Annotated in this window: 25 protein-coding genes; 14 read left to right on the top strand and 11 right to left on the bottom strand. The window is 70.9% G+C overall.

The genetic code is table 11. From position 1 onward, the window contains the following. Positions 1-91 precede the first annotated feature (91 nt). From ACIO9J_RS42835 to ACIO9J_RS42810, 6 genes are all read right to left on the bottom strand, one after another. The gene (locus ACIO9J_RS42835; protein WP_402011175.1) at positions 92-1,531 is read right to left on the bottom strand and encodes an FGGY-family carbohydrate kinase; all 1,440 of its coding nucleotides are present in this window, start codon (positions 1,529-1,531) and stop codon (positions 92-94) included. An 88-nt stretch (positions 1,532-1,619) separates the two neighbouring features. Continuing rightward, positions 1,620-3,086 (bottom strand): FAD-binding oxidoreductase, encoded by a 1,467-nt coding sequence (locus tag ACIO9J_RS42830; RefSeq protein WP_402011172.1) that lies wholly within the window; start codon positions 3,084-3,086, stop codon positions 1,620-1,622. A gap of 62 nt (positions 3,087-3,148) precedes the next feature. Further along, positions 3,149-3,925, bottom strand: coding sequence for an SDR family NAD(P)-dependent oxidoreductase (locus ACIO9J_RS42825; RefSeq protein WP_402011169.1), 777 nt, complete (start codon positions 3,923-3,925; stop codon positions 3,149-3,151). A 16-nt stretch (positions 3,926-3,941) separates the two neighbouring features. Further along, entirely contained in the window at positions 3,942-5,249 is a 1,308-nt protein-coding gene (locus ACIO9J_RS42820; RefSeq protein WP_402011165.1) for a nitrate/nitrite transporter, read from the bottom strand. Between the two features lie 179 nt (positions 5,250-5,428). After that, complete coding sequence (locus tag ACIO9J_RS42815; protein ID WP_402011162.1) at positions 5,429-5,995, bottom strand: glycerol-3-phosphate responsive antiterminator; 567 nt, start codon at positions 5,993-5,995, stop codon at positions 5,429-5,431. 409 nt (positions 5,996-6,404) lie between these two features. Beyond that, positions 6,405-6,548 carry a hypothetical protein gene (locus ACIO9J_RS42810; RefSeq protein WP_402011160.1) on the bottom strand — a complete coding sequence of 48 codons (144 nt, stop codon included), beginning with the start codon at positions 6,546-6,548 and terminating at the stop codon, positions 6,405-6,407. A 204-nt stretch (positions 6,549-6,752) separates the two neighbouring features. Here ACIO9J_RS42810 and ACIO9J_RS42805 point away from each other — a divergent pair, with 204 nt between their 5' ends. The 3 genes from ACIO9J_RS42805 to ACIO9J_RS42795 all read left to right on the top strand — a co-directional run bounded on the left by ACIO9J_RS42805 (position 6,753) and on the right by ACIO9J_RS42795 (position 12,304). Next, on the top strand, positions 6,753-9,989 hold the full coding sequence (locus ACIO9J_RS42805) for a lantibiotic dehydratase (protein WP_402011158.1): 3,237 nt from the start codon (positions 6,753-6,755) through the stop codon (positions 9,987-9,989). Continuing rightward, positions 9,986-11,281: a lanthionine synthetase C family protein gene (locus tag ACIO9J_RS42800; RefSeq protein WP_402011155.1), complete on the top strand. Its 1,296-nt coding sequence runs from the start codon at positions 9,986-9,988 to the stop codon at positions 11,279-11,281. Before ACIO9J_RS42805 ends, ACIO9J_RS42800 begins: the two co-directional genes overlap by 4 nt. Positions 11,282-11,536: 255 nt before the next feature. Further along, positions 11,537-12,304, top strand: a complete 768-nt coding sequence (locus tag ACIO9J_RS42795; RefSeq protein WP_402011152.1) for a hypothetical protein — start codon at positions 11,537-11,539, stop codon at positions 12,302-12,304. A 25-nt stretch (positions 12,305-12,329) separates the two neighbouring features. Here the strand turns inward: ACIO9J_RS42795 and ACIO9J_RS42790 are convergent, their stop codons facing one another. Beyond that, complete coding sequence (locus ACIO9J_RS42790) at positions 12,330-13,046, bottom strand: LLM class flavin-dependent oxidoreductase (protein ID WP_402011150.1); 717 nt, start codon at positions 13,044-13,046, stop codon at positions 12,330-12,332. Between the two features lie 121 nt (positions 13,047-13,167). Here ACIO9J_RS42790 and ACIO9J_RS42785 point away from each other — a divergent pair, with 121 nt between their 5' ends. The 3 genes from ACIO9J_RS42785 to ACIO9J_RS42775 all read left to right on the top strand — a co-directional run bounded on the left by ACIO9J_RS42785 (position 13,168) and on the right by ACIO9J_RS42775 (position 15,170). Beyond that, positions 13,168-13,572: a MerR family transcriptional regulator gene (locus tag ACIO9J_RS42785; RefSeq protein WP_402011148.1), complete on the top strand. Its 405-nt coding sequence runs from the start codon at positions 13,168-13,170 to the stop codon at positions 13,570-13,572. Between the two features lie 107 nt (positions 13,573-13,679). Next, positions 13,680-14,093 (top strand): NAD(+)--rifampin ADP-ribosyltransferase, encoded by a 414-nt coding sequence (gene arr / locus ACIO9J_RS42780; protein WP_402011180.1) that lies wholly within the window; start codon positions 13,680-13,682, stop codon positions 14,091-14,093. A 36-nt stretch (positions 14,094-14,129) separates the two neighbouring features. After that, positions 14,130-15,170 carry an NAD(P)/FAD-dependent oxidoreductase gene (locus tag ACIO9J_RS42775; protein ID WP_402011145.1) on the top strand — a complete coding sequence of 347 codons (1,041 nt, stop codon included), beginning with the start codon at positions 14,130-14,132 and terminating at the stop codon, positions 15,168-15,170. A gap of 12 nt (positions 15,171-15,182) precedes the next feature. Here the strand turns inward: ACIO9J_RS42775 and ACIO9J_RS42770 are convergent, their stop codons facing one another. After that, on the bottom strand, positions 15,183-15,632 hold the full coding sequence (locus ACIO9J_RS42770) for a carboxymuconolactone decarboxylase family protein (protein WP_402011142.1): 450 nt from the start codon (positions 15,630-15,632) through the stop codon (positions 15,183-15,185). A gap of 82 nt (positions 15,633-15,714) precedes the next feature. On the opposite strand from ACIO9J_RS42770, the gene ACIO9J_RS42765 reads away from it, so the two are divergent. Next, positions 15,715-16,593 carry a sigma-70 family RNA polymerase sigma factor gene (locus ACIO9J_RS42765; protein WP_402011140.1) on the top strand — a complete coding sequence of 293 codons (879 nt, stop codon included), beginning with the start codon at positions 15,715-15,717 and terminating at the stop codon, positions 16,591-16,593. Positions 16,594-16,646: 53 nt separating this feature from the next. Here ACIO9J_RS42765 and ACIO9J_RS42760 read toward each other — a convergent pair whose 3' ends face one another. Next, a complete protein-coding gene (locus ACIO9J_RS42760; RefSeq protein ID WP_402011138.1) occupies positions 16,647-16,877 on the bottom strand; it encodes a hypothetical protein in 231 nt (76 codons plus the stop codon). Positions 16,878-16,975: 98 nt separating this feature from the next. Here ACIO9J_RS42760 and ACIO9J_RS42755 point away from each other — a divergent pair, with 98 nt between their 5' ends. After that, complete coding sequence (locus tag ACIO9J_RS42755) at positions 16,976-17,536, top strand: DinB family protein (RefSeq protein ID WP_402011136.1); 561 nt, start codon at positions 16,976-16,978, stop codon at positions 17,534-17,536. 73 nt (positions 17,537-17,609) lie between these two features. Here the strand turns inward: ACIO9J_RS42755 and ACIO9J_RS42750 are convergent, their stop codons facing one another. Together ACIO9J_RS42750 and ACIO9J_RS42745 are read right to left on the bottom strand one after the other, a co-directional pair. Continuing rightward, positions 17,610-18,482 (bottom strand): endo alpha-1,4 polygalactosaminidase, encoded by an 873-nt coding sequence (locus ACIO9J_RS42750; protein WP_402011133.1) that lies wholly within the window; start codon positions 18,480-18,482, stop codon positions 17,610-17,612. Positions 18,483-18,678: 196 nt separating this feature from the next. After that, positions 18,679-19,443, bottom strand: a complete 765-nt coding sequence (locus tag ACIO9J_RS42745; protein WP_402011130.1) for a DeoR/GlpR family DNA-binding transcription regulator — start codon at positions 19,441-19,443, stop codon at positions 18,679-18,681. A 268-nt stretch (positions 19,444-19,711) separates the two neighbouring features. Between ACIO9J_RS42745 and ACIO9J_RS42740 the strand changes: the two genes are divergently transcribed. The 6 genes from ACIO9J_RS42740 to ACIO9J_RS42715 all read left to right on the top strand — a co-directional run bounded on the left by ACIO9J_RS42740 (position 19,712) and on the right by ACIO9J_RS42715 (position 26,187). Then, entirely contained in the window at positions 19,712-20,530 is an 819-nt protein-coding gene (locus ACIO9J_RS42740; RefSeq protein WP_402011127.1) for an endo alpha-1,4 polygalactosaminidase, read from the top strand. Between the two features lie 107 nt (positions 20,531-20,637). Continuing rightward, complete coding sequence (locus tag ACIO9J_RS42735; protein ID WP_402011125.1) at positions 20,638-21,966, top strand: ABC transporter substrate-binding protein; 1,329 nt, start codon at positions 20,638-20,640, stop codon at positions 21,964-21,966. Between the two features lie 9 nt (positions 21,967-21,975). Further along, entirely contained in the window at positions 21,976-22,929 is a 954-nt protein-coding gene (locus ACIO9J_RS42730; protein WP_402011122.1) for a carbohydrate ABC transporter permease, read from the top strand. Next, positions 22,926-23,816: a carbohydrate ABC transporter permease gene (locus ACIO9J_RS42725; RefSeq protein ID WP_402011119.1), complete on the top strand. Its 891-nt coding sequence runs from the start codon at positions 22,926-22,928 to the stop codon at positions 23,814-23,816. The genes ACIO9J_RS42730 and ACIO9J_RS42725 overlap by 4 nt, the downstream gene beginning before the upstream one ends. Before the next feature lie 56 nt (positions 23,817-23,872). After that, positions 23,873-24,877 carry a carbohydrate kinase family protein gene (locus ACIO9J_RS42720; protein ID WP_402011117.1) on the top strand — a complete coding sequence of 335 codons (1,005 nt, stop codon included), beginning with the start codon at positions 23,873-23,875 and terminating at the stop codon, positions 24,875-24,877. Beyond that, positions 24,874-26,187 (top strand): alpha-glucosidase/alpha-galactosidase, encoded by a 1,314-nt coding sequence (locus tag ACIO9J_RS42715; RefSeq protein WP_402011114.1) that lies wholly within the window; start codon positions 24,874-24,876, stop codon positions 26,185-26,187. Before ACIO9J_RS42720 ends, ACIO9J_RS42715 begins: the two co-directional genes overlap by 4 nt. Positions 26,188-26,222 lie beyond the last annotated feature (35 nt).

Raw genomic sequence — 26,222 nt, 5'->3', positions numbered from 1 at the left:
AACGGCTGGATCCACTTCGGATCATCCGCTGAGATCACCCCACCCATGCCCAGCCAACGCACCAACCGCCCCACCGGTTACGGGACAACCTCTAGCCGAACACCTGGTACGTCCGCTGATAGATCCCGTCGGTGTGGCCACGCACCGTCCGGTGGACCTCGGCGAGGCGCTCGTACAGCACGTGATGTGCCTGGCTCGGCTCGAAGGTCTGTCCTGGGCGCACCATCGCGTCGACCGCGCTGTCGAAGTCGGGATGGACGCCCAGGCCGACGGCCGCGCAGATCGCGGCGCCGAGCCCCGCGGCGCTGTCCGCCTCGCTGCGGTGCGCCGGGACCCCGAAGACGTCGGCGAAGATCTGCATCATCAGGTCCGACTGCGCGCCGCCGCCGGAGAGGATCAACTCACGGTAGGGCGTGCCCAGTTCGTCCGACATCCGGCGGCCCGCCTCGTACACGGTCAGAGCCAGCGCCTCCAGGATCGAGCGGTAGATGTGGTAGCGGCCCTGCCGCCCGTCAAAGCCGAGGAGGGTGCCCTTGCGGTACGGGGCGTCGGTGGGGGCGAGCCAGTCCAGGACCGTGAGCAGGCCGTCGCAGCCCGGCGGCACCTTCGCCGCCTCCTGGTTGAGATGGTCCTCGACGGACAGGCCCGCCGCCCGCGCCTTGCCGATCGCCTCGTCGCCGAGCAGATCGCGGTACCAGCTGACGGTCCACATGCCACGCCGCACACCGTCGCTCTCGTAGAGGTACGCGTGCGGCGTGGCCGCGTAGTTGGTCCAGAAGCCGGTGGCGTTCGGCATGTTGCGGGGGCCGGTCGCCATGCCCGCCACGTAGGTGCCGAGCGAGACCAGCAGGGTCCGTGGGTCGCGCAGCCCACAGCCCAGGGCCTCGACGGCCTTGTCGTTGGCGCTCGCCACGACGGGCAGACCGGCCGGAATGCCGGTGTGCGCGGCCGCCTGTCGGGTCACCTCGCCCAGGACGTCCCCGGGCAGCACCAGGTCGAACAGCATCTCGCGCGGGATGCCGTACTTCGCGAGCTCCGCGTCGTCCGTCGTCCACTGCCAGGTGTCCGCGTCCAGGGGCCACATGCCCGCGTAATTGGCCGCCGTGTCACGGAGGTTACCGGTCATGCGGTGGCCGATGTAACCGGAGGACGTCGTCACGTACGCCGCTTCCGGGTCGGTGTGTTCGTAGGGACGCGACACCCGTTCGTCCATCCAGCTCATGACCGGCTGGGCCAGTGTCCCGTCGGCGCGGAGCACGGCGCGGCAGAACCGGATCGTGCACAGGCCCACCCCGACGATGTCCGCCACGTCCCCGGGGAAGCGGGCCAGCGCCTGGCGGCTCGCCGCGCCGATCGACGTCCACAGGTCGTCGTCGGGGTGCTCGACGACGCCGGGACGCGGCGTGGCGGAGGCGCGCAAGGGCTGGCGGCCTTCGCTCACGGCGCGGCCGAACTGGTCGAAGACGGTCACCTTCGACGACTGGGAGCCGTTGTCGATGGCGACGAAGTAGCGGGGACGGGTGCTGGACATGCCCACTCCGTAGGTGTTGCGGCCGGTCAAGGGGGAGGGGTGCGGCGCGGGCCCCACGGGAGGCCCGCGCCGCACGCATGGCGGCCGGTCAGGCCTGGTCCAGCGGGAAGATGGTGCCCTTGTTCATGATCCCGTTGGGGTCGAACGCCTCCTTGAGCTTGGTGAGCAGCGGGTAGGCGCTGCCGTGCTCCTGGGTGGTCCACGGGGCGCGGTACTTGCCGATGCCGTGGTGGTGCACCATCGAGCCGCCCACCCGCAGCGCCTCCTCGACGATGATCGCGTTCAGCGGGACGTGGTACTTCTCGATCTCCTCGCGCGGCTCGCAGCTGATCGTGTAGTCGTAGACGAAGTACAGGTTGGTGCCCGTCTGGTAGCTGTGCGAGGAGTGCGCGCCGAGCATCACCAGATCGCCGAAGGCCGGGAACTCGTCCGTGATGCGCCGGATCACGTTCCCGTACAGCTCCACCGTGCGCGACCAGTCGACGGACACCTCGGTGGTGTAGCCGAGCTCGTGCTCCTTGAGCATGTGCTGCTTCTCGGCCTCGATCTTGTCCGGGCCCCAGTTGAGGTTGTCGAACCACGCCTCGATCAGGGCGGGGTCGACCGGGGTGTGCGCGTGCTGTGCCATCACGCGCCCGATCTCCTCGCTGGTGGCGCGCACGATGCCTTGGGGGCCCTCGGCGACGAACACCACGACGACCTTGCCGTCGTAGAAGTGCGCGAAGTGCTGGCGCGCGTCCTCGGGGGAGTAGACGCGGACCACGGACGGCTTGAAGCCGTTCGTGACGACCTCACGGATCGCGGCGATGCCGGTGGCCAGGTCGTCGACGAGGAAGCCGTGGAACTCGTTGTTCTCCGGCTGGTACTTGAAGACCTTGACCGTCACCTCGGTGATGTAGCACAGGGCGCCCTCGTTGCCGATGACGATGTGCCGGATGTCCGGGCCCGCCGACCTGCGCGGCACGTTCTTGATGCGCGTCACCGCGCCGTCGGGGAAGACCGCCTCCAGGCCGACCACCATGTCCTCGATCGCGCCGTACAGCGTGGAGAGCTGGCCGATGGACCGGGTGGAGACCAGACCGCCGTACTGGGCGAGCGGCTTGGACTGCGGCGAGTGGCCCGTGGTCAGCCCCTGCGCGCGCAGCGTGTCCTCCAGGATCTGGAGCGGGACCCCGCACTCCACGGTGGCCTGCATGTTCTCCGGGTCGATGGAGATGATCTTGTCGAGTCCCGAGCCGTCGAGCACGATCGTGTCCTCGACCGCGGTCTCCAGGCCGCCCTCGGTGCCGGTGCGGCCGGTGCGGGCCACGACGTTGATCCGGTTCTCGTCCGCGAAGGCGAGGACCTTCGAGATGTCCTCGGTGGAGCGGGCGTTGACGATCGCGGCGGGGATCGGACCGTCGTAGATGCCGTGCACCGACTGGTACTTCTTGAACCGGTCGACGCTCGCCTCCTTGAGCTGCTGCTCCTCGGTGACGATCTGGCTGGCGTCGAGCAGGGCGGACAGCTGCGCGACGATGTCCTGACGGCTGAGCTTCGAGAGCGACTTGGCCATGGGGATTACCTCTGCCTCAAGTGGTGCGTGTGGGGGTTGCGGTTGCGGGTACGGACGTCGGTTCAGCGGACCAGATAGCCTCCGTCGACCGGCAGGACATGGCCGTTGACGTAGTCCGACGCGCGGGAGGCGAGGAAGACCGTCGCCCCCATCAGGTCGGCCACGTCGCCCCAGCGGCCCGCCGGAACGTGGTCGAGGACGCGCTGGTTGGTCTCGGGGTTCGCCCGCGTCCGCTCGGTGATCTTCGTGGCGAAGTAGCCCGGCGCGATCGCGTTGACCTGGATGTTGTGCTGGGCGAGTTCGTCGCAGTACGCCTTGGTGAACCCGGCGATGCCGTGCTTGGTCGCGGCGTACGCGGGGGACCACTGGCCGCCGAGGAAGGAGAACATCGACGCGATGTTGATGATCTTCCCGGAGCGCTGGGGGATCATGAACCGGGCGGCCTCGTGGCTCAGTTCGAACGGCGCGGTGAGGTTGATGTCGATCATCGGGTCCCACTGGTCCCTGCCGAACTCCTCGACGCTCGCGACATTGCAGATGCCCGCCGAGTTCACGAGGATGTCGACCGATCCGAAGGCTGCCACGCAGCCCTCCACGATCTCGCGCGGCACGCCCGGCGCGGTGAGGTCGGCCGGCAGGAACTCCATCCGACGGCCCTCCGCCTCGATCAGCTTGCGGGTGGTGCCGTCGTCCTCGGCGACGGACGGCACGAAGACGTTGGCGCCCGCCTTGGCGAGGGCCAGCGAGAACGCCTGGCCGAGGCCGGTGTTGCCGCCGGTGACGATGGCGTTCCTGCCGTCCAGGGAGAAGAAGTCCGAGTTGAATTCGGTGATGTCCACGGTGGTGTGACCTGCCTCAGAGCGCGGGGGCGGGGTTGTCGAGCGCCGGCGAGGGGAGCGCCGCGCGTGCGGCCAGTTCCCTGCGGCGGGTACGGGTGGTGAGGGTGGTGAAGACCAGGCCGAGCAGCGCGGCGGCCAGCAGGAAGACGAACATCGCGGTGTAGCCGCCGCCGCGTTCGGGCACCGCGGGGCGGGCCGCCGGGTCGCCGATCCACCAGGCGCACAGCGAGGGCAGGAAGGCGTCGGGCAGGAAGGCGATGCCGGAGACGAGGCCGATCACGCCGCCCCGCTCGTTCTCCGGAATCTCGACCTCGCCGACGGTGGCGAAGTACACGCCCCTGCTGGCGAAGACGAACAGGCACAGCAGGAACATCAGCGCCAGGGCCAGCCAGCCGAGGGAGGCGTGGTGCGGCATGACCAGGAACGCGGCCGCGATGATCGCGCAGCCCAGGAACATCCAGCGCAGGAAGCGCGGCGACGAGCGGGTGAACTTGTCCACGACGACACCGCCCGCGGGACCGGCGACGAACTGGAACACGTAGGTCCGTACGACCCCGATGACCCCGATGAGGCCGGCGGCGATGCCGAAGCGGTGTTCGAGCAGCGGGGAGAAATAGCCGAGCGTCGTGTAGAAGCAGTACATCAGCATCACGGTGATTCCGATGAGCCACGTGTACTTGTTCTTCGCGGCCCGCCCCAACTGCTTCAGCGTGACGGTGCTCGACCCGAGAGCGGCCGCTTTCTCGTCGTCGGACTTCACCAGGAACCAGACCAGTGCGGCGAAGACGAAGGCGAGTACTCCATACAGCCGGATAAGCCATATCACCCCCATCGCCTGGGTGACGGCGACCGCCACGAGTGCGGTGCCCACGAACCCGACAATCGTCGATGTGATTCCGCGGACGCCTTCCAGGAATCCGAAGAGACGGCCCTGTTCCGTGGTGTCGCCGAGCATTCCGATGGCCTTGACGAGCGCGGGCCAGTAGAGGCCCATGCCCATCACCGCCATGAGGACGTGGGCGGCGAGCGTGCCGCCGTAGCCCGGGGCCTGGGCCAGGTACAGGTCGAGGACACCGGTCCCGACCAGGGCGACGGAGATCAGCGCCTTGGGCCGGAACTTGTCCGCGAACCAGCCGCCCACGAAGTACATGACCATGGCCGCGATACCGAACACGGAGATGATGTTGCCGTATTCCTGGGCCGTGAGGTGGAGCGCCTCGGCCGTGGGGCCGAGAAAGACGAAGCGGATGTAGGCGACTTGGAACACGATGCCGCATGACATCGACAGGACGAGAAAGCCTGTCCACTTCTGCGCTTTGGTCACGGTCCACCTCGTTGTGGCAGGTATGTGGGCACAAAAAAAGAGAACAGTAATCCCCAGTGCTGAGGAGTTACTGTTCTCTGGTCTCTAGTAACTGCTCCCGCCGCGTTGCGGGAGCCGGTATTAGGTTTTGACAGAACCGTAGATTCCGCGTCCTGACGATGTCAAGGGCCGTCCGGCACTCACATCTTCCAGACCTCTTCGTTCGACGAGGCGACGGCGCTCGCGCCCGCCTTCATCGCCGCGAACACGTCCTCGCGGTCGCACACCAGGCCGCCGGCGATCAGCGGCACGTCGATGTCGGCCGTCACCCACGAGATCACCCGGGGCATGCAGCCGGGCAGGATCTCCACGCCGTCCGCCCGCGAGGAGCGCAGCTGCGGCACGAGGTTGCGGTACGAGAGGGAGTCGATGAGGAAGAAGCGGTGAACGGCGTACAGCCCGGCCTCGCGGGCCGCCCGCACCAGGAACGCCTTGGAGCTCAGGACGCCGTCCGCGCCGGTCCGCTCCTTCACGTACCGCACGACGACCTCCTTACTGGCGAAGCCCTCCAGGAGATCGACGTTCACGAAGACGGTCCGCCCGTCGTCCTTGAGCGTGCGGACGATGTCGGGGAGGTCGAGGACCGATCCGTAGAGCAGGAAGACGATCTTGCACTCCGACCGGAGTACCCCGCGCAGGCCGGCCTCGTCCTTCACGCTCGCGATGACGGGTGACTCGAGCAGGAGGTCGGAGAGGGGAGCGGGCACGAGGGGACTCCTGTGGGTCGCCGGACGGGGAGTCCCCACAGGCTACGCGGCGGTTCCGGCGGGCCGGCAGGGCCTCGGCGGTCGGCCTTCCGCTCGGCACGTCGCCGGTTCGGTGCCGGGCGAGATCTGCGTTACCCGCGTTTATCGAAGCGGTCGCATTGTGTGCGCTCGGCAGGCTAGGCACGCTCGGCAGAAGGAAAGCAGCACAAAGGGAAAGGTCGCCGATAAACTGTCGGCGTGTCAATGACGGGGGCGTGCGCCCGGTAAACCTGCCCGCCGGTCCTGAGCATCTTGCCCGAAAGGGCAACGGGTATTGCCCGCCCGGTTTTCGCGGTCCGCGATGGCGCGCGGACGGGCCGGTTCCGGCCGCGCTGAGCGCTGTCGGAACCGGCCCTTCACCTGGCCTGCGTCAGCAGATCGAGCAGGTCGTACACGTGCGGAAGCAGGACTCTTCGCCGGAGATGGCGCCCGCGGCGCTGTCCTGGGCGACGTCCTGGATGGAGGTCTCGGTGAGGTCGATGTCGAAGAGGTCCTGAGACATGCTTTCGGGCATGGGAATTCCTTCCAGGGGAACCTGTGAAACCGAACGAATCGCCACCCTGGGGTGACGAGATCGGAATCTAGGTACGGATAGCGGACGGAGTCAAGGGGTGACGGGCGGGAGGGTGGCTGGGTAGTGTGACGCCATTCCCCGGGAGGGGAATTGAGGTTTCTTAACTCAGTTTTATGGGCCATCCAGTAAGGGGCAGTGGCGCAGATGCGGCGTGACCAAAGCGCGGATCCGGTGTTCCGCTGCGCGGACGGAGTGCTTTTGCGAGCACCGCTCCTGGCACGGCCGAAAGCACGCGCGACCTGGCAGGACGCGACCCGGCAGGATGCCGTACCGCGCGACGGCGCGAGGCAGGACCGGGACGGCGCGAGGCCGGGCCGCGGCGAGACGGGCGATGCGCGCAGCGAAGCCGACACGCTCGCAGGACTCCGCGCCCAGCTCACCGAACTGGTCGCCGACGCACGCTTCCGCGAGGCCCTGGAGGTCTCCAGCCCCTCGCTCGCCCGCACCGTCGACGCCGTCCTCGCGGACGCCCCCGTCACCCCGTCCGACCTGCGCAAGGCCCATCGCGCGGTCACTCGCTATCTGCTCAGGGCCGCGTCGAGGCCCACCCCCTTCGGGCTGCTCGCGGGCGTCCTGTGGGGCTCCTTCGGCGCGGCCACCAAGGGCGAGCTGACCGGCGAGGGGCACAAGGCCGCGCGGCTCGACGCAGGGCTGCTGGCCCGCCTGATCGCCGCATGGGAACGCGACCCGGCCGTGCACCAAGGGCTGAGCGTGGTCGCCAACGGGCTGTGCTTCGTACGCGGCGGTCGCCTGGTCCTGCCGTTCGCCCCGGCAGGACCAGGCCAGGACGCCGCACCCGCGGGCGAGAACCGCCCCAAGTCGCGGACGCTGCGCCACACCCCGGTCGTACGCGCCGTCCTGGAGGCCGCGGCCCGCCCCGTCCGCTGCGAGGACCTGGTCCGGGAAGTCGAAGCGCGGTTCACCGGGGCGCCCGAGGGTGCCGTGGCCCGACTCGTCGCCCAGCTCATCGGCGCGGAGGTACTCCTGACGGAGCTGCGCCCACCCCTGGACGCCCCCGATCCGCTCGCCCACGTCGAGGCGCTGCTCCCGCCGGGCACCCCCGCCGCCGAGCGCATCGCCGAGCTGCGCGCAGCCCTCGACGACTACCTCCGCACCCCGCTCGGGGAGGGCAGGGCCGCCTGGCGCACGGCACTTGAGGGCGCCGCCGGAGCGGTCGACGCCACCTCCGCAGGAGCCAAGGACACCGCGTCCGGCGGGCACGCCGTCCAGGTGGACCTACGCCTGGACGGCACCGTCGTGCTCACGCACGAGGTGGCCCGCGAACTGGAGCGCGCCGCCGCCGCACTCTGGCGCCTCGCACCCCAGGGGCGCGGCCGCCTGACCCCGTACCACCAGGACTTCGTCGAGCGGTACGGCCTGGGGCGCTACGTCCCCGTCAAGCAACTCCTCGACCCCGACATCGGTCTCGGCGCCCCCGCCGGATACCGGCTGCCCCCGAGCCACCGCCCCGACCCGGGGCTCCCCCCGATGGGAGCCGACCGACAGCGGCTGTTGCTGGGACTGGCGGCCGAGGCGCAGGCCCGCGGAGCGCGCGAGGTCGTCCTCGACGAGCAGTGGCTGCGCAGGCTGGAGACCGCGGACGGCGGCGGGTCCGCCGAGCGGGACACGGCCGACGCGGGCGCCGGCCCGGCCGCCCTCGAACTCGTCGTGCAGATCGCTGCGGAGTCGGCCGCCGCGATGGACCGGGGCGACTTCACCCTCGTCCTCAACGGCGCAGCCACCGCCTCCGGCGGTCTCATGGGCCGGTTCGCGCACCTCTTCGAAGCCGCGGAGGCCGAGTCGATCCGGCAGACGGTGCGCACCGCCCGTGAGGACACCACGGGGCGCCTCCCCGTCCAGATCCACCACCAGGCATCCCACCACCGGCACGCCAACGTCGCACAGGTGCCCACCTGGCTGGACGGACGCCTGGTCATCGGCGCCCACCCCGGCCCCGCCGCGTCGGGCGTCACCGACCTCGCCCTCGACGACATCGCCGTCTGCGCCGACTCCGAGGGCTTCCGGATCGTCTCCGTCTCCCTCGGCCGCGAGCTGACCCCGTCGGCGCTGCACGTGCTCAACCGCGAACTGACCGCGCCCAACGCGGTGCGCTTCCTCATCGAAGCCGCCGCGTTCAGCCGCAGGCAGTGGCGGCTGTGGGAGTGGGGCGCCGCGGAGGACCTGCCGTTCCTGCCCGCCGTACGCACCGGGCGCACCCTGCTCGCCCCGGCCCGCTGGCGCCTGGAGGCGACCGGCCTGCCCCTGGCGGAGTGGCGCGCGCTCTGGCAGGTGCCCGACCACGTCCAGCTCACCCTCGGCGACCACCGCATCCCGCTGAACCTCACCGTCCCCGCGCACCAGGAGATCCTGCGCCGCGAGTGCGAGCGGACGGGTGCGGCCGTGGTCCACGAGCTGCCCCTGGGCCAAGACCCGGACGGCGGCTGGCTGTACGGTCCCGGTGGTGCCCACGAGGTCGAAGCCGTAGCGACCTTGACGCCTCGTCAGCTTCCGTCGGACGCGCCGCGTCGCCCCCTGCGCGCCACACGCCCCGCGACCCGGCAGGGCGCCGGCGAGATCCCGCCCGGCGGACCTTGGCTGTACGCGTCGCTCTACACCTCCGCCGAGCGCCAGGACGAACTCCTCACCGGGCCACTGAACCAATTCCTGACCGCGCTGCCCGCCCCGTCCGACGGGACGGGCGGCGTCGACCGGTGGTTCTTCATCCGCTACGCCGACCCGGACCCGCACCTGCGGCTGCGCCTGCATGGCGACCCCGCCCTGCTCAACGGCGTACTGCTGCCCCAACTCCACGACCTGGCACGGGAACTGGCCGCCGACGGACTCGCCCGAGGGCTGCGCCTCGACAGCTACGCACCCGAGACCGAACGCTACGGAGGGCCGACGGTGCTCGGCGCCGCCGAAGAGGTGTTCCACGCGGACAGCCAACTCGTGATCGAACGCCTCGCGGCACCGACGAGCGACCGGATCCTGGGCACCGCGTACGACGTGACCGGACTGGTCGCGGCCTTCCACCGGGGCTACGGCGGGGGCTGGCGGAACTGGCTCACCAGCACCTACCCCAAGCGGGAACAGCACCACAAGGCGTTCGCGGCACGGAGGAAACAGGCGCTCGCGCGTCTCACGCCGGACGGTCCGGAGGCCCAGGCGCACCACGCGGCGGCCGAACGACTCGGTCGACTGGTGCGCGAGGAGCAGGGCAGCGGCGCCCTGAGCGTCTCCCCGGACGCGGTGCTCGCCTCCCTCGTCCACATGCACTGCAACCGGCGCCTCGGCACGGACCGTACGGCCGAGGCGCAGACCCTGGCCGTGGCCCGCGGCGCGGTCCAGGCGCACCTCGACCGGGAAAGGGCCCGCTCATGACCGAGACCCCCGTCGCGCTGCTCGCCGAGCGCCTCACCGATCCGGTCGCGCTGGCCGCGCAAGTGGCCGAGGGGCAGACCCCGGAGCTGGCCGAGACCCGGTCCCTGTGGCACCCGCAGTCCCTCGCCGACGGCCACGCGGGCGTCGCGCTCCTGCTCGCGGCGCTCGCCCACACCGAACCCGGCTACGCCCGCGCCACGCACGCCCATCTGACGGCGGCGGTCACCGGCGTGTCCAGGCCCGCCCGCGAAGGGCTCTACGCGGGCCTGCCCGCGGTCGCCTTCGCCGCCCGCACGGCCGTTTCCAAGCCGGGCGAGTACGCCGGGCTGCTCACCAAGCTGGACGCCCAAGTCGCCCTGCTCGCCCGGCGCGTCGTCGAGGAGGACGCGCCCCGGGTGGCGGCGGGGACGGCCGGGGCGAAGATGATCGGGTACGACGTGGTGGCGGGCCTGTCCGGCCTGGGCCGCCTGCTCCTGGCGGCCGGACCCGAGCACCGGGAGACCACCGAGCTCGTCCTCGCCCACCTCGTGGCGCTCACCCACCCCGTCACCGAGCCGGGCGGCAGGACCGTGCCCGGCTGGTGGACCGCCGACCCGATACTGTTCAGCGAACCCGAGGGAGTCCCCGGCGGGCACTTCAACGCCGGACTCGCCCACGGCATCCCCGGCCCGCTCGCACTGCTCTCCCTCGCCCACCGCGCGGGCGTCCGCGTGCCGGGCCAGGAGCGGGCGATCCGCACCATCGCCACGTGGCTGCTCGCCCGCCGCAGCCCGGACGGCGCGGGCTGGCCCAACATCGTGCCGCTCGACGCCGAACTGACCGCGGCCTCCGGAGCCCGCCCCGAACTGGCGGAGGCCCGCACCGGCTGGTGCTACGGAACACCCGGCGTCGCCCGTGCCCTCCAACTGGCCGCGCTGGCACTGAAGGAACCGGAGTGGAACCGGCAGGCGGTGGCCGCGGTCGCCCACGCCTGCGACCGCGGTGACTTCGCCGACCCCACGCTCTGCCACGGCCTGGCGGGACTCACCACGATCGTGACCCTCATGGCCCGGGAGCCCGGCGGATCCGAACTCGCCCCGCTGATACCGAGGTTGACCGATACGCTGGCCGCCGCGGCGGACCCTGCCCACCCCTTCGTATGGCCCGCCGCCGCACCCGGACTCGGAACGGTCGTCCACCGGCCGGGCTTCCTCGACGGCGCGGCGGGCGCGGCGCTCGCGCTGCACTGGGCACGGAATCCTGAGGCGCCACTGGGTGAACTGCCTTGGCAGGCAGCCTTGTTGCTGTGCTGAAGAGACCCACTGCTCTGGTGGCTGCCACGGCTCAACCGAGCGCTGCCCGGCCTCGCGGGGCCTGAGGGAGAGTCCAAGCCCGTGCTGTGAATGTCCATGGCGTGGGGGAGGGGAGAGAGGACGACACTGAGCTCCGTCACCCGGCCACATGCGGTGCCCTTCGGCGCCGACGGCTCGTGAGCACCGTTCTCTGCCCCAGCACTGTTCTCCGCCCCCACGCGGAGTCCTCGCCCCCACACAGAGGAGGACCAGCACATGACCGGAGCCAAGACCTGGCGGCGCTGCGGCACGGCCGCCGCGGCCGCAGGGCTGCTGTTCGCGCTGTCCGACCCCGCTGCCGCGTCGGTCGGCGGCGGCAACGTGTCGATCGGCTGGTCGATCCCCGGCGCGCCCTCGGCAGGGTTGCGCGACGTCACCTTCCCCATCACGGTCAACAAGGGCACGGCCCACAAGGCGGGCATCTACTTCGCCCAGCAGTTCGGCTTCACGAACGCCGCGGACGTGGGCTACACGGGCCTCCAGCCGCGACCGAACAGTGGCGGCAAGGAACGCCTCTCCGCCCGGTTCTCCAACTTCGTCGCGGGCTCGACCACCACCGACCCGCTCTGCCATCCGGGCGCCGACGGCGGTCCCGGAGTCACCTGCGCGGTCGACTTCGACGCGGTGTACGGCCACCGCTACGACATCAAGGTCGAACGCACCGGAGCCGACACGTGGACCGGCACGGCGAGAGACACGGTCACCGGCAAGGAGACCCACCTGGGCAGCTACACGCTCCCGACGGGCAGCGGCAACCTCCGCGGCTCCCAGGGCGGTTTCGTCGAGTACTACGCCGGGATCCCCAGCTGCGCGGAAATGCCCAGGTCCGACGCGATCTTCGGCGGCCCCACCTCCACCGACGGCGGCGGCCTGAGCGGCACGTCAAGGGCCAACTACGAGTACAGCGACTGCGTGGGCGAGTCCAACTACCAGGCACAGAACGACGGGTCGGGCACACATGTCACCCGGGGCTTCGTCTCCTAGCGGAGCGGCGGCGCTTCTGTGGGACTCAGCCGGGCAGTAGCTCGCGGGTTCGAGCGAGCAGTTCGTACTGCCGACGCAGGTTGTCGCCCGACAGGTTGACGACGAAGGTGCGTGCGCCCGCTCGAAGGTAGTGGTCGAGCCGTTCGGCCAGCTTCTCGGGAGGGCCACTCACCACCAGACGGAGGGCCTGCCGCTCGGACAGGCCGTGCTCCAGGGCACGTCGCAACACGCGGTCGGACATGCCGCCCACCCACACCGGTGGCGCGGGAACAGCGGGTTCGAGCGTCAGCACCGGCCCACCCGGCACCGTCAACAGAGGGGTCGGCCGGCCCGCGAACAGATCCGGCAGCGCCCGCAGCATCACCTCCGTCCGGCGGCCGCGCCCGGCGAACGGGACTCCGCCGACCGGCCAGTCCTGCGGGTGAATGCCCGTGCCGACCCCCAGCACCACACGGTTGCCGGACAGGTACTGCAACGACGACAACTGCTTCGCCGCCCACGCCTGTTGCCGCAACGCGAGCAGCATGACCCCGAAGCCGATCCGCACACGCTCGGTGACCGCGGCGGCCGCACTCAGCGCGACCACGCTCTCCAGGAACGGGATGTGCGCACACAGGTGGTCACCCGCCCACACCATGTCCAGGCCGACCTGTTCGGCGTGCCGCGCGAGCGCGGGGATCTCGCGCATGCCCCCGTCGCCACGCTCGAAGGTCGGAAGACAGACACCAAGAGTCACCGACATGCTGATCCTTTCCCTTGGGAGGCGACCGCACCGTCCAGCGTTCTAGGTGGCTGCGGCGGCCCCCGACGGTTCCGTGCGGCCGACCTTGCCCGCTCAACCGGGGTTGAGTTCAACTGGCCCGATGGACGATCTGGCTTCGATCAGGCAAGTCGCCGACCACTTCGATCTCCCCGTCTCGACACTCCACTACTGGGAGCGCCGCGGCCTCGTCACGCCGCGTCGACGCTTCGGCCAGCGCTATTACGACGCCGATCAGATCTACCGGGTCGCGCTGATCCGTCTGTGGCGAACCACCGGACAGATGCCGCTCAACGAGATCATCGCGGTCCTTGCCGAGCCCGCCGACACTTCCGACTGGCGCGACACCGTCACCGCTCGCATCGCCGCCATCGAAGCCCAGCTGACGCGACTCGACACCGCCTGCGGTTATCTGCGCGAGCTGCTCGCCTGTCCCCACGACGCAGCGCTCGAACAGTGCGAGGGCTTCCGTGCCCGGATCGCTCTTCCACCGAAGGGGCGTGGGTGACGGCCTGACGCGCTGCGACGTCCTCGCCCAGATCCGTTCCGGCTCGCGCCTCCCGGGATACCGTGGCCCGGACCATCAACGTTCAAGGGGCGCATGTGAGTGAGCCGATCCGGTGGGGCGGTAAGGATCCCGGACCCTTCTTCCACGGTACGAAGGCCGATGTGGCCGTCGGGGCCCTGTTGGAGCCCGGGTATGGCTCCAACTACGGCAAGGGCTGCACGGCGAACTTCGTCTATCTGACGGCGACCCTGGACGCCGCCGTCTGGGGTGCCGAGTTGGCGGGAGGCGAGGGGGCCGAGCGGATCTACCTCGTCGAACCCACCGGTTCGTTCGAGGACGATCCGAACCTGACGGACAAGAAGTTCCCCGGCAACCCGACCAGGTCGTACCGTACCCGCGAGGCCCTGCGCGTCCTCGCGGAACTCCGGGACTGGCAGGGGCATTCGCCCGAGGTCCTTCAGCACATGCGGGACCACCTCGCGGCGCTGAAGGCCCAGGGCATCGAGGCCATCAACGACTGATCGGGTCGGCCGCCGCTCCCGGCGAAAGGACGCCTCATGTCCGACGTTGTCATCGTCGGTGCGGGAATCGTCGGTTCGTCGGTGGCCTACCACCTGGCACGTCAGGGTGTTCCGGTCACTCTCCTCGAACAAGGGCCCGCACCGGCGTCCGGGGTGACCGCGGGCTCCTTCGCGTGGATCAGTGATGCCGGAGGCAACTGGCCAGGTGGGGCGCGAGACCTACGGGAGTACGTCATGGCGGACCACCGGCGCCTGGAAGCCGAACTGCCGGGCGTCACCGTCCGTCGCACCGGCTCGCTGGCCTGGGTCGACAAGGCGACTCGGGTCCCACCGCCGAGGCCGGGCCAGTTCCTCGTCGGGCCGACCGACATCGCGGCTCTGGAGCCCAACCTGCGCGAACCGCCCGGCCAGGCGATCCACACCCCGAGCGACGCGGGCGTCGACCCGACCGCCCTGAGCCACGCACTGGTGGCGTCCGCCGAAGCCCACGGGGCGACCGTGCGCTACGCAAGCGCCGTCGAGGCACTCCAAGTGACCGGCGGACGCGTCGAGGGGGTGCGGTCGTCGAGCGGGTTCCACGCCGCCACGACCGTCGTACTCACCGCGGGAACCAGCATTCCCGAGCTCTGCGCACCGCTCTCCGTCGACCTGGACATCGCCGCGTCGCCGGCCACCCTCGCCCGGATCACCGCACCACCCGGTCTCGTCAGGGCCATCGTGGCCTGCCGCGACTTCGAGGTCCGCGAGATCAGGGACGGTGAGCTCGTGGTGGTCGTGCCGCAGGACGTGGTCACGGCGGGAGCGGCCGAGGACGCCGGGCAGGTCGCGCTCCGGCGCGTGCGGGCGGCGTTCCGGGGGAGTGGCCGGTGCCGCTCACTGGGACACCGCACCAGCCCACGCCCCATGCCCGCGCACGGACCCGTCATCGGATACGTGACCCACGACCGGTCCGTCTACGTCGCGGTCATGCACTCCGCCATCATGCTGGCGCCGACCGCGGGACGGCTCGTCGCGGACGAACTCGTGACCGGCAAACTGGCCCCCGAGCTGCGGCGTTGCCGACCGCGCAGCCGCTGACGCCCGCCCGGGTCACCAGGTCTTGCCGGCCTGCTCCCGGATCGTGTGGTTGATCCGGTTGAAGAAGTTGGTCGTCGCGATCTCCAGGACGATCGCCGACAACCGCGCCTCGTCGAAGTGGTCGGCCGCGGCGTCCCAGATGTCGTCGGTCACCCCGGGCGCACCGTCCTGGATCCGTGTGGCGGCCTCGGCAAGGGCCAGTGCGGCGCGCTCCTCCGCGGAGAAGAAGGGCGTCTCACGCCAGGCGGCCACGTGGTGCAGCCGCTCCTCCGTCTCGCCGGCCTTCCGCGCCGACTCGACCGAGGCGAAGATGCACGGGCCGCAGCCGTTGATCTGGCTGGCCCGCAGATGCACCAGCGCCAGCAGGCGCCGGTCGACGCCCCCGGCGCCTATCGCCTTGTAGAGGTGCTGGATCGCGGTGCCCAGGTCGGGGTTCATCGCGCCCTTCATACGTGCTTCCATCAGTTTCGCTCCTGCTTCGGTTACCTGTGCCCGTCCGGGCCCGTCATCCTCACGACGGAGCGAAGCCGAGGAAGGTAACGACGTGAACGAGACCAGCCCGACGAACCCGGTGGCCGAGGCGTTCGAGGCGCAGCGCGGGCGGCTGCACGCGGTCGCCCACCGCATGCTCGGATCGCACGCCGACGCCGAGGACGCGGTGCAGGAGGCCTGGCTGCGGCTCTCCCGCCAGGACGCGGCGACCATCGACAACCTCGCCGGCTGGTTGACCACGGTGGTCGGGCGCATCAGCCTCGACGTCCTGCGCTCGCGCCAGGCCCGTCCGGAGGCGCCCTACGACCACCGGCTGCCGGAGCTCGTCGTGACGCTCGACGACGGTCCCGTGCCCGAGGACGACGCGCTGCTCGCCGACTCCGTGGGGCTCGCGCTCCTGGTCGTACTCGACTCGCTCGGGCCCAACGAGCGGCTCGCGTTCGTGCTGCACGACCTGTTCGCGGTCCCGTTCGACGAGATCGGCAGGATCCTCGACCGGTCCACCGCGGCCGCCAAGATGCTCGCAAGCCGCGCCCGCAAGAAGGTCCGGACGACCGGGCGGCCCACGGGTACGGGACGGGAGCAGCGCCGAGTGGTCCAGGCATTCCTGGCGGCGGCGCGCGGCGGGGACTTCCAGGAGCTGCTGCGGGTACTCCATCCGGAGGTCCGCATGACCATCGACACCCCGGCCGGAGAGGTCGTCACCCTCGGCGCCACCAGGATCGCCGCCGGGGCGCAACTGGCCGCGGGCGCGGCCGCATCGGGCCGGGCAGCCATCGTCAACGGGTTGCCCGGCGTCCTCTCCTGGAGCGAGGCGGGCACCCCGCTCTCCGTCCTCGCGTTCACCGTCGTCGACGGCCGCATCACCGAGATCACGGCCATGGTCGATCCGGCGAAGCTCGCGCTGATGGACCTCCCGGCTCCCGCGTGAGACGCCGTCACACCGTCATGCCGGACGGGGGGAGGGGCGCGCCCGGTCGTCCGTTACCGAGGTGCCTTGGCCGGAGCCGTCGCCCCCGCTTCCTTGACGAGGCGGTCGCCGGTCGTCAGCGACTCCCACAGGGCCTTCTCGATGCGGGCCTTCTTGGACGTGCCGTCCTCGAGGCGGACCTCGACGTAGTGGTAGAGGTTGGAGCCGTCGGTGGCCGCCCGCGTCTTGTCGACGACGGTGCCGCTCCAGGCGTCCTCGGTGCGCACTTTGCGAGACTTGAACATCTCGCCAGGGTATCCGCCGGGCACCCAGGAAGGTAGGACACACGGGCGCGCGCACCGCCAGGGGGCGCCGGGCGCGGCCCCGCCCTAGCGTGTCACCCATGGCACTGGACTGGAACGCACTCCTCGTAGACCAGCTCGACTGGCACTGGCAGCACCAGCTGCGCGCGCGCCTGGACGGCCTCACGGACGACGAATACTTCTGGGAGCCCGTACCGGACTGCTGGACCGTGCGCCCACGCGGCACCGGCACGGCGGCGGTGCAGGGCGGCTCCGGAGCCTTCACGATCGACTGGGCCTACCCGGAGCCGGTCCCTGCGCCGGTCACGACGATCGCCTGGCGCCTCGGGCACATCCTCGTCGGTGTGCTCGGCGTCCGCACCGCCGCGCACTTCGGCGGGCCGCCCATGGACTACATGACGTACGCGTATCCGGGCACCGCGGCCGAGGCGCTGGACCAACTCGACGCGGGGTACGCAGGGTGGATCGCCGGGGTGCGGGGCCTGGGCGAGGAGGGCCTGGCGCGGCCGTGCGGCGAGGCGGAGGGCCCCTTCGCGAAGGAGCCGATGGCGACGCTCGTGCTGCACATCCACCGCGAGATGATCCATCACGGAGCGGAGATCTCCCTGCTCAGGGACCTTTACGCGCATCGGTCGCACTAGCGCCCGACGATGCTCGGCCCGGCGCCCCGGGCCCGGCTTCAGCCGTCAGCCGTCAGCCGTCAGCCGTCAGCCGTCACAGGTCCGCACACGTCTCGCGCACGTAGCCCTCGTCGCCCGCAGGCACGACGTCCAGGTCCCTTCGCACGATGCTGACCTTGTCCCCCCAGCCGTCACACGCCTTCTTCAGCCCCCGCTCGGTGTACTCGATCACCAGCAGGCGGTCCCCGAACGCCTTCGTGTAGGCGCCGCACTCGTCGTACTGCCCGCACTCCTCCACCACGGCGAAGTCGAGGCCGACCCGCTTGCGGTCCCGGGCCAGGGACGCGGTGTTCTTCTGGCCGATGGCCAGGCCCTTGTCGTGGGCGTGTTCGGCGAGCAGCGCGAGGAACGCCTTGGCGTCGGCGGGGGTGAGGAGCCCGTCGGGGGCGCGTGTGTAGCTGTCGTAGTTGTCGGGCTCCACGGCCTTGAAGCCCTTGTGCGCGCAGGAGTCGATCCAGGTGCCGACCTTCTCGGCCACCCGCTCTCGCTTGGCCTTGGTGCTGATGTCCAGGATCGTCTCGTCCCAGTCCTTGTCCATGACGACCTTGCCCGCGTCGTCCCGCAGGAGCAGGTCGTCGTCCCAGTCCTGCTCCGCGCCCGGCTGGGCCTGGAAGGCGTTGACGTAGCAGACGTTGTACACGCCGGACGCGGGCGAGGAGGTGTGGTCGCGGACGACGACGGAGACGCCCTCGGGAGGCGTGTAGGCGCCGCCGAGCTGGTAGTCGAAGCCGGCGTGCGCGGGAGGCGGGGTGACCGCCGACGACGAGGGCGCGCCCGACGAGGACGCGCCTTCGGGCGCTCGCGAGGTGTTCTCGCCGGAGCACGCGGTGGCGAGGAGCGAGAGGACGGCCGCCGCGCCGAGGAGGGCGAAGGGCGTGTGCCGCGGGCGAGCCGGGTTGTTGCGCATGGCTGTGAGGCTCCGAAGAGGAGGGGGACACGTCCCCGCCTCGGACGCGGACACCGGTCCTGGCGACTTGGTCCGGGCTTACGGCGCGAGGCCTGGGTTACCGGCTGGGCGTGCCTCTGGGCCGGTGGTCGCGACCGGCCGCACATGAACGTAGGCGACGGAAAAGGCCACGTCAAACGCGCGGCGCGGGTGCGCGTCACGCCACGACGACGCGCACCCCGGCGGCCGCGACGGCGTCCAACTCGGCCTCGGCACCGGGCGCACCGGAATCCGTGACGAGGGTGTGCACGGCGGCGAGCGGGCAGATCTTCGCGAAGGTCGCACGGCCGAGCTTGGAATGGTCGGTGACCACGACGGTCCTGCCGCTCTGCCGCACGAACGCGCGGTCGGTCGCGGCTTCCAACTGGTCGTGCGTGGTGCAGCCGTGTGCCGCGCTGATCCCGTCCACGCCCAGGAAGGTGATGTCCGTGTGGTGGTCGGCGAGGGTCTTCTCGGCGATGGGGCCGACCAGTTCGTAGCTCTCCTTGCGCGCGGTCCCGCCGATCACGATCAAGGTGACGTGGGGGCGCAGCACGAGACCCGCGGCGATGTTCACGGCGTTGGTGACGATGGTGACGGGCCCCCGGTCGGCGAGCAGCCTGGCCACTTCGCTGGTGGTGCTTCCGCCGGTCAGGCCGACCACGGCACCGGCGGGGACGAGGTCGGCCGCGGCCCGCGCGATCGCCTGCTTCTGCGGCGAACGCTGATCGAGGCGGTGTCGCAGCGGCAGCTCGATGCCCAGGCCGCCGAGCACCGCGCCACCGTGCGTGCGCTCGAGCAGCCGCTGCTCGCTCAACTGCCGCAAGTCCCGGCGCACGGTGGCGTGGGAGACGCCGAGCAGCTGGGAGAGCCTGCCCACGTCCGCGCTGCCGTGCGCGGCGACATGCTCGAGTATGCGCACGTGGCGGTCGTTTCTCAGCACGCGGCAAGGATAGCCGCGGACCGCCCTGACGGCCGCCGAACGAGCATGAATCGTGCGCGGTTCTGCGCGAGTTGACCGACAATCGCTCATGTCCGATCCCTTGACACGGTCGGCGGCGCTCGATTTACTCCCTGACACGTCGACGCCGAGCAGTCGGCGCAGAGGTACGCCCAGCCGGTAGTTGGCCTTCGCCATGAGCCCGGACTGAGTCGCCAGGACCACTCTGGGTCCGAGGCGGGGACGTGCCCTCCACATCTGGAGCTCCTCGATGAGCCTCACACGTGTGCTGCGCGGGTGCATGACCGTGACCGCCGCCCTCGCGGCGGGCGCTGCGACCTGCCTCCTCGCCCCCTCGCCCGCCGCGGCCGGCACGGCCGCGGTCCCCCTGCCGCCCGCCCACGCCGGATTCGACTACCAGATCGGCGGCGCGTACACCCCGCCGTCCGGAGTGCGGGTCGTCAGCCGGGACCACGGCGCCGCACCGGCGCCCGGCCTGTACAACATCTGCTACGTCAACGCCTTCCAGGCCCAGCCCGGCGCGGAGGGGGAGTGGGACGACGACCTCCTCCTGCGGGACGCCCAGGGCGACGTCGTCTACGACGGGGACTGGGGCGAGGCGGTCCTCGACATCCGCACCGCGGACAAACGGCAGCGGATCGCCGCCAAGGTGGGCGGCTGGATCGACGGCTGCGCGGACAAGGGATTCCAGGCCGTCGAGCCGGACAACTACGACACGTTCACCCGCTTCCCCGACTACCTGACGGGCACTCAGGCCAAGGCGTACATCTCGCTCCTGGCCGACCGCGCGCACGGTCGCGGTCTGGCGATCGCGCAGAAGAACACCGCCGAACTGGCCGGCGCGGGCAAGGCGACCGGGCTCGACTTCGCCGTCGTCGAGGAGTGCGGCGCCCACGACGAGTGCGACGACTTCACCGCCGAGTACGGCGACGACGTCGTCGTCATCGAGTACACCGCGAGCGGACTGCGCACGGCCTGCGACAAGTGGGGCGACCGGCTGAGCATCGTGCGCAGGGACGTCGGCGTATCACCGGCGGGCAGCAGCGGATACGTGCGCGAGACCTGCTGACACCCGTCGCGCGACCCGCGGCCCGCTCCAGGAGGCCGCGACGTAGGCGGAACGGGACCTGCCCGTAGCGCACTTCGACTCTCACGTGTTCCCTCAGGGAGGTAGTGATGACCCCAACACCCCGTGCGCCCGGCGCGCCGACGCGCCGCACTGTCCTGCGCGCCGGGTCGGCCGCCGGGCTCGTGGCGGCGGCCGGCGCGGTCACCGGATGCGGCGCGGACGCCGCCGACGGGGTCGCGGCCGACGGCACCGTCACCATCCAGGTGTGGCACGGGCAGACCGACACCGCCCTGAAGGTCGTCAAGAGCCTCGTCGCCGAGTTCCACCGCACCCACCCCGACATCCGCGTCGATCTGGGCGGTGGCGTCCTCGCGGACACCATGCTGCAGAAGATCACCGCGGCGCTGGCCTCGGGCGCCTACCCCGACGTGGCGTTCGTCTTCGGCTCGGACCTGGCCAGCGTGGCGCGCAGTCCGCAGGTCGTCGACCTGACCTCGTACGTACGCGACAGGCCCACTCCCTGGACGAGTTACTGGCCGTCGGCGCGGCAGGCCGTCACCGTCAACGGCAGGGTCCGCGCGGTGCCCGCCGTCGTCGACTGCCTGGCCATGGTCTGCAACAAGAAGGTGTTCGCCGATGCCGGGGTCGCGCTGCCCGAACCCGGCTGGAGCTGGGCGGAGTTCACCGATCTGGCCCGCCGACTGACCGACACCGGCGCGGGCCGCTTCGGCACCGGCTGGCCAGGGACCGGCGACGAGGACACGGTGTGGCGGCTGTGGCCCCTGATCTGGGGGCTCGGCGGCGACGTGATCGCCGAGGACGGCAAACACATCGGCTTCGCGCACGAAGGCGTACGCGCCCTGGAGGTGATCCGCGACCTGGTGCGCGACAAGAGCGTCTACGTCGACCCCAAGCCGGGCAGCGAGCAGATGTACAAGGTGTTCCTGTCCGGGCGGATGGCCATGGTGCCCACCGGCCCCTGGGAGCTCCCCGACATCACCCAGGCCAAGCTCGACTACCACGTGGTGCCGCTGCCCACCTTCGACGGCGATCCCGTGACCATCTCGGGGCCCGACACCTGGACGGTGTTCGACAACGGCGAGGCCCGCGCCGAGGCCGCCCGCACCTTCGTCAGCTGGCTCACCCACCCTTCCCAGGACAGCCGTTGGGACGTGGAGGCGGGCAGCCTGCCACTGAGCCGGGGGAGCGAGGACAGCCCCGCCTGGCGCGCGCACGCCGAGGAGACGCCCGGCCTGCCGGTCTTCGCGCAGGCGCTGCCCTCCGCCCGCGTACGACCCGTGCACCCCGCCTACCCCCGCATCTCCCAGGCCCTGGGGGAAGCCATCGTCTCCGTACTGCTCGGCCGCGCCAGTCCGCGAGCGGCCCTCCGCGCCTGCGCCGAAGACGCCAACGCCGCCCTGCTCATCCCGCGTTGAGGACCTGACATGCCCCGACTTCCCGCACCCCTGACCGTGCCGCCCGACCGGTCCGCACCCCGTGCCCTGCGCCGCCGCCACCGACGCGAGGCCGCCACCGCGTGGGCCTTCGTCTCGCCGGCGGTCCTGGTCATCGTCGGCCTGAGCGTCGTCCCCGTCCTGTGGTCGCTGCTGCTGTCCTTCCGCGCCAGCGACCTCGTCACCCCCAGCCGCTGGGTCGGCCTGGACAATTACCGCGCCCTGACCCAGGATCCGCACTTCCACGAGGCCGTGCGCAACACCGTCCTCTACACGCTCCTGTACGTGCCGCTCAGCATCGCCGCGGGGCTCGCGCTCGCCCTGGCCCTGAACCGGCGGATCCGCTTCGTCGGCCTCTACCGCACCCTCTTCTTCGTGCCCTTCGTCGTCTCGGCCACGGCCCAGGGCGTCCTGTTCTCCTTCGTCCTCGACCCCGAGTTCGGCGCGGCCAACTCCGTACTGCACCGGCTCGGCGTCTCCGCGCAGGGCTTCCTCACCGACCCCTCACAGGCGCTGTACGTGCTGATCGCCATCTCCCTGTGGAGCGGCACCGGACTCTGCACCGTCATCTATCTCGCCGCCCTCCAGGACGTACCGAAGGAACTGATCGAGGCGGCCCGTCTGGACGGCGCGGAGCACCGGCACGTGCTGCGCCACGTCACCCTGCCCACGCTCGCCCCCGTCAGCGTGTTCCTGCTCCTGTGGCAGACGATCCAGGCCCTCCAGGTCTTCGACCTCGTGTACGTCACCACCAAGGGCGGCCCGCTCGGCTCCACCACCGTGATCGTCTACTTCATCTGGGAGCAGGCGTTCAAGAACTTCACCGCCGGATACGGGGCCGCCGCCGCGTACGTGCTCGCCCTGGCGCTGCTCGTACCGGCCGTGTTCCTGCGTCTGGTCCGCGGCCGCGAGCGCCGCCCCCGTACGGAAGCAGCCTCCTCATGACCACGACGAGCACCTTGTCCAAGGCCGCGCGGCGCCCTGTCACCAGGCCCGCCGAGGCCCGCCGCCGCGCACCGCGACTGCCCTTCAGCGCCTGGCACCTGCTGCTCGCGCCGCTCGCCGTGCTGTTCGCGCTGCCGATGCTGTGGCTGCTCGTCAGCTCCGTGATGAGCGACGCCCAGTTCAACCGGTTCCCGCCCGCCCTCGTGCCCTCCGGCATCGACCTCGGCGGCTACCGCTACGTCCTGGGCAACGGCATGTTCCCGCGCTGGCTGCTCAACTCGGTGATCGTCTCGACCGTGTCGGTCGCCTCGAACCTCGTCTTCGGCGCGCTCGGCGGCTACGCCTTCGCCCGGATGCGCTTCCGCGGCTCACGGGCGCTGCTCGCGCTGATGCTGGCGACCATGGCGGTGCCGTTCCAGCTGACGATGATCCCCACCTTCCTGGTGATGAAGCAGTTCGGACTCATCGACACGCTCGGCGCGCTCATCGTGCCCTCGCTCGTGACGCCGTTCGCGGTGTTCCTGCTGCGTCAGTTCTTCCTCTCGCTGCCCCGGGAGCTGGAGGAGGCCGCCTGGCTCGACGGCTGCTCACGGCTGCGCGTGCTCTGGTCGATCGTGCTGCCCCTTGCCAGGCCCGCGCTCGCCACGGTCGCCGTGCTGACCTTCCTGACCACGTGGAACGACCTGTCCTGGCCGCTGATCGCGATCAACCACGACACGCAGTACACGCTTCAACTGGGCCTCACCACCTTCCAGGGAACACATCACACCCGCTGGTCAGCGGTGATGGCGGGCAACGTCATCACCGTGCTCCCGGTGCTGCTCGCCTTCCTCGCCGCGCAGAAGACGTTCATCCGGTCCCTCACCTCCAGCGGCATCAAGGGCTGAGCACCCTCCGCTTCCCCCGTCCCCGCCTTCTTCCCGTACGACCTCAAGGACCTGTGATGCCGCACCGGTACGACCTGCTCGTCATCGGCGACGCCAACCCCGACGTGATCCTCGGACCTCTGACCGAACCGCTCGCCTTCGGCCAGCGCGAACAACTCGTCGACGCCGGCTCCCTCACCCTCGGCGGCTCCGCCGCGATCATGGCCTGCGGGGCCGCGCGCCTCGGCCTGAAGGTCGCGTTCGCGGGCCGCGTCGGGGACGACGACGCCGGGCGCTACGTCCGCGACGCCCTGACCGCCCGGGGCGTCGACACCAACGCCCTGCACACTGACCCCGCGCTGTTGACCCCCCTGACCGTCGTCCTCACGCAGGACGACGACCGCGCCATCCTCACCTCGCCCGGCACCCTCGCCGCGACCAGCGGCGCGGACGTCCCCGAGGCGCTGCTCGCCGCGAGCCGGCACGTGCACAGCGCCTCGTACTTCCTCCAGCCACGGCTCGCCGCCGACCTGCCAAGGCTCTTGCGGACCGCCCGCTCGCACGGCGCGACCACCTCGCTGGACACCCAGGACGACCCCTCCGGCGCCTGGTCCGGACTCGACGACGTCCTCGCCCAGACCGACATCCTGCTGCCCAACGCGGCGGAGGCCAGGCAGTTGGCAGGACCGGCCGCCAGGACCCCGGAGCAGGCCGCCGAACTGCTCGCCGCGCGCGGCCCGTTGGTCGTGGTCAAGAACGGTGCGGACGGCGCCCTGTGCCACGACGGCCGCCGCCTGCTGAGCGCCCCGGGGCTGCCCGTGACGCCGCGGGACACGGTCGGGGCGGGCGACAGCTTCGACGCAGGGTTCATCGCGGCGACCCTGGTCGGTCAACCCCTTTACGAGGCACTGGAGTTCGCCGTCATCTGCGGCGCCCTGTCCACCCAGGCGCACGGCGGTACGCGCGCCCAGCCCACCTGGGACCAAGTTCTCACCCGCAGCACCCTCAGTGCCCGCAGCACCCCCAGTACCCGCAGCACCCCCGAAAACCACACCACCCGCACCGGAGCACCCACCTCATGACCCACCCCAAGATCGCCTTCATGGGCGCGGGCAGCGTCGTCTTCACCCAAGGCCTGCTCGCCGACCTGTTCGCCTTCCCCGAACTGACCGGCGCCCACATCGCCCTGCACGACATCGACCCCGAACGCCTGGCCACCGCGCGGGCGGCGGCGAGCTACATCGCGGAGCGGCGCGGGGCGGCACACGCCACCATCACCGCGCACGCCGAGCGCCGAGAGGCCCTCGCGGACGCCGACTTTGTCATCAACATCGTGCAGATCGGCATGGACGAGGCCACCCGCACGGACTTCGACGTACCCGCCAAGCACGGTCTGCGGCAGACGATCGGGGACACGCTCGGCATCGGAGGCATCTTCCGCGCCCTGCGCACGTTCCCCTTCCTGCGGGAGCTCGGCGCGGACATGGCCGAGGTCTGCCCGGACGCCTGGCTGCTCAACTACACCAACCCCATGGCCATGAACGTCCAGTACCTCACCGCCGCCACCGGCCTCACCAAGGTCGTCGGCCTGTGCCACTCGGTGTACTGGACGATGCGGGACCTGGCCGAGCTGGTGGACGTCCCGTACGAGGAGATCACCTACCGCGCCGCCGGGGTCAACCACCAGGCGTGGGTGCTGCGCTTCGAGCACGAGGGGCGTGACCTGTACCCCAAGCTCGACGAACTCATCGCATCCGAGGCGGAGTTGCGGCGCCGCGTACGCGTGGACATGTACCGTCGGCTCGGCCACTATCCGACGGAGACCAGCGAGCACTCCAGCGAGTACGTGCCCTGGTATCTGCACCACGACAGCGAGGTCGAGCGGCTGCGACTGCCGATCGGCGCCTACCTCGGCATCGTCGAGGAGAACGTCGCCGAGTACCGGCGCACACGGCGGGCCCTGGCCGCGGGGGAGCCCCTGGCCGTCGAGGGCACCATGGAGTACGCCCCTCAGATCATCCACAGCGTCGTCACCGGCACCCCGCGCACGGTCTACGGGAACGTCCCCAACCACGGCCTGATCGACAACCTGCCCGCGCACGGCGTGGTCGAAGTGCCCTGCCTGGTGGACGCCTCGGGCATCCAGCCCACCCGCATCGGCTCCCTGCCGCCCCAACTGGCCGCGCTCAACCGGACGTATCTCAGCATGAACGACCTGGTCGTACGCGCCGCCCTGGAGGACGAGCCGCGCCACATCCGGCACGCGGCCATGACCGACCCGGCCACCGCCGCGGCCCTGCCCGTCGAGCGGATCTGGCAGCTGTGCGACGACATGGTCCGCGCCCACGGAGAGCGCCTCCAGCCTGCCCTGCGCGCCCAGTTGGGCACCTGAGGCGCGTCGGCCGGGGATTAACAACGTGCCGTGCC

Source organism: Streptomyces sp. NPDC087300, assembly GCF_044744425.1.
Lineage (GTDB): Bacteria > Actinomycetota > Actinomycetes > Streptomycetales > Streptomycetaceae > Streptomyces.
The sequence above is the reverse complement of the archived record's forward strand: the minus strand, read 5'-3'. Positions and strand labels throughout refer to the sequence as shown.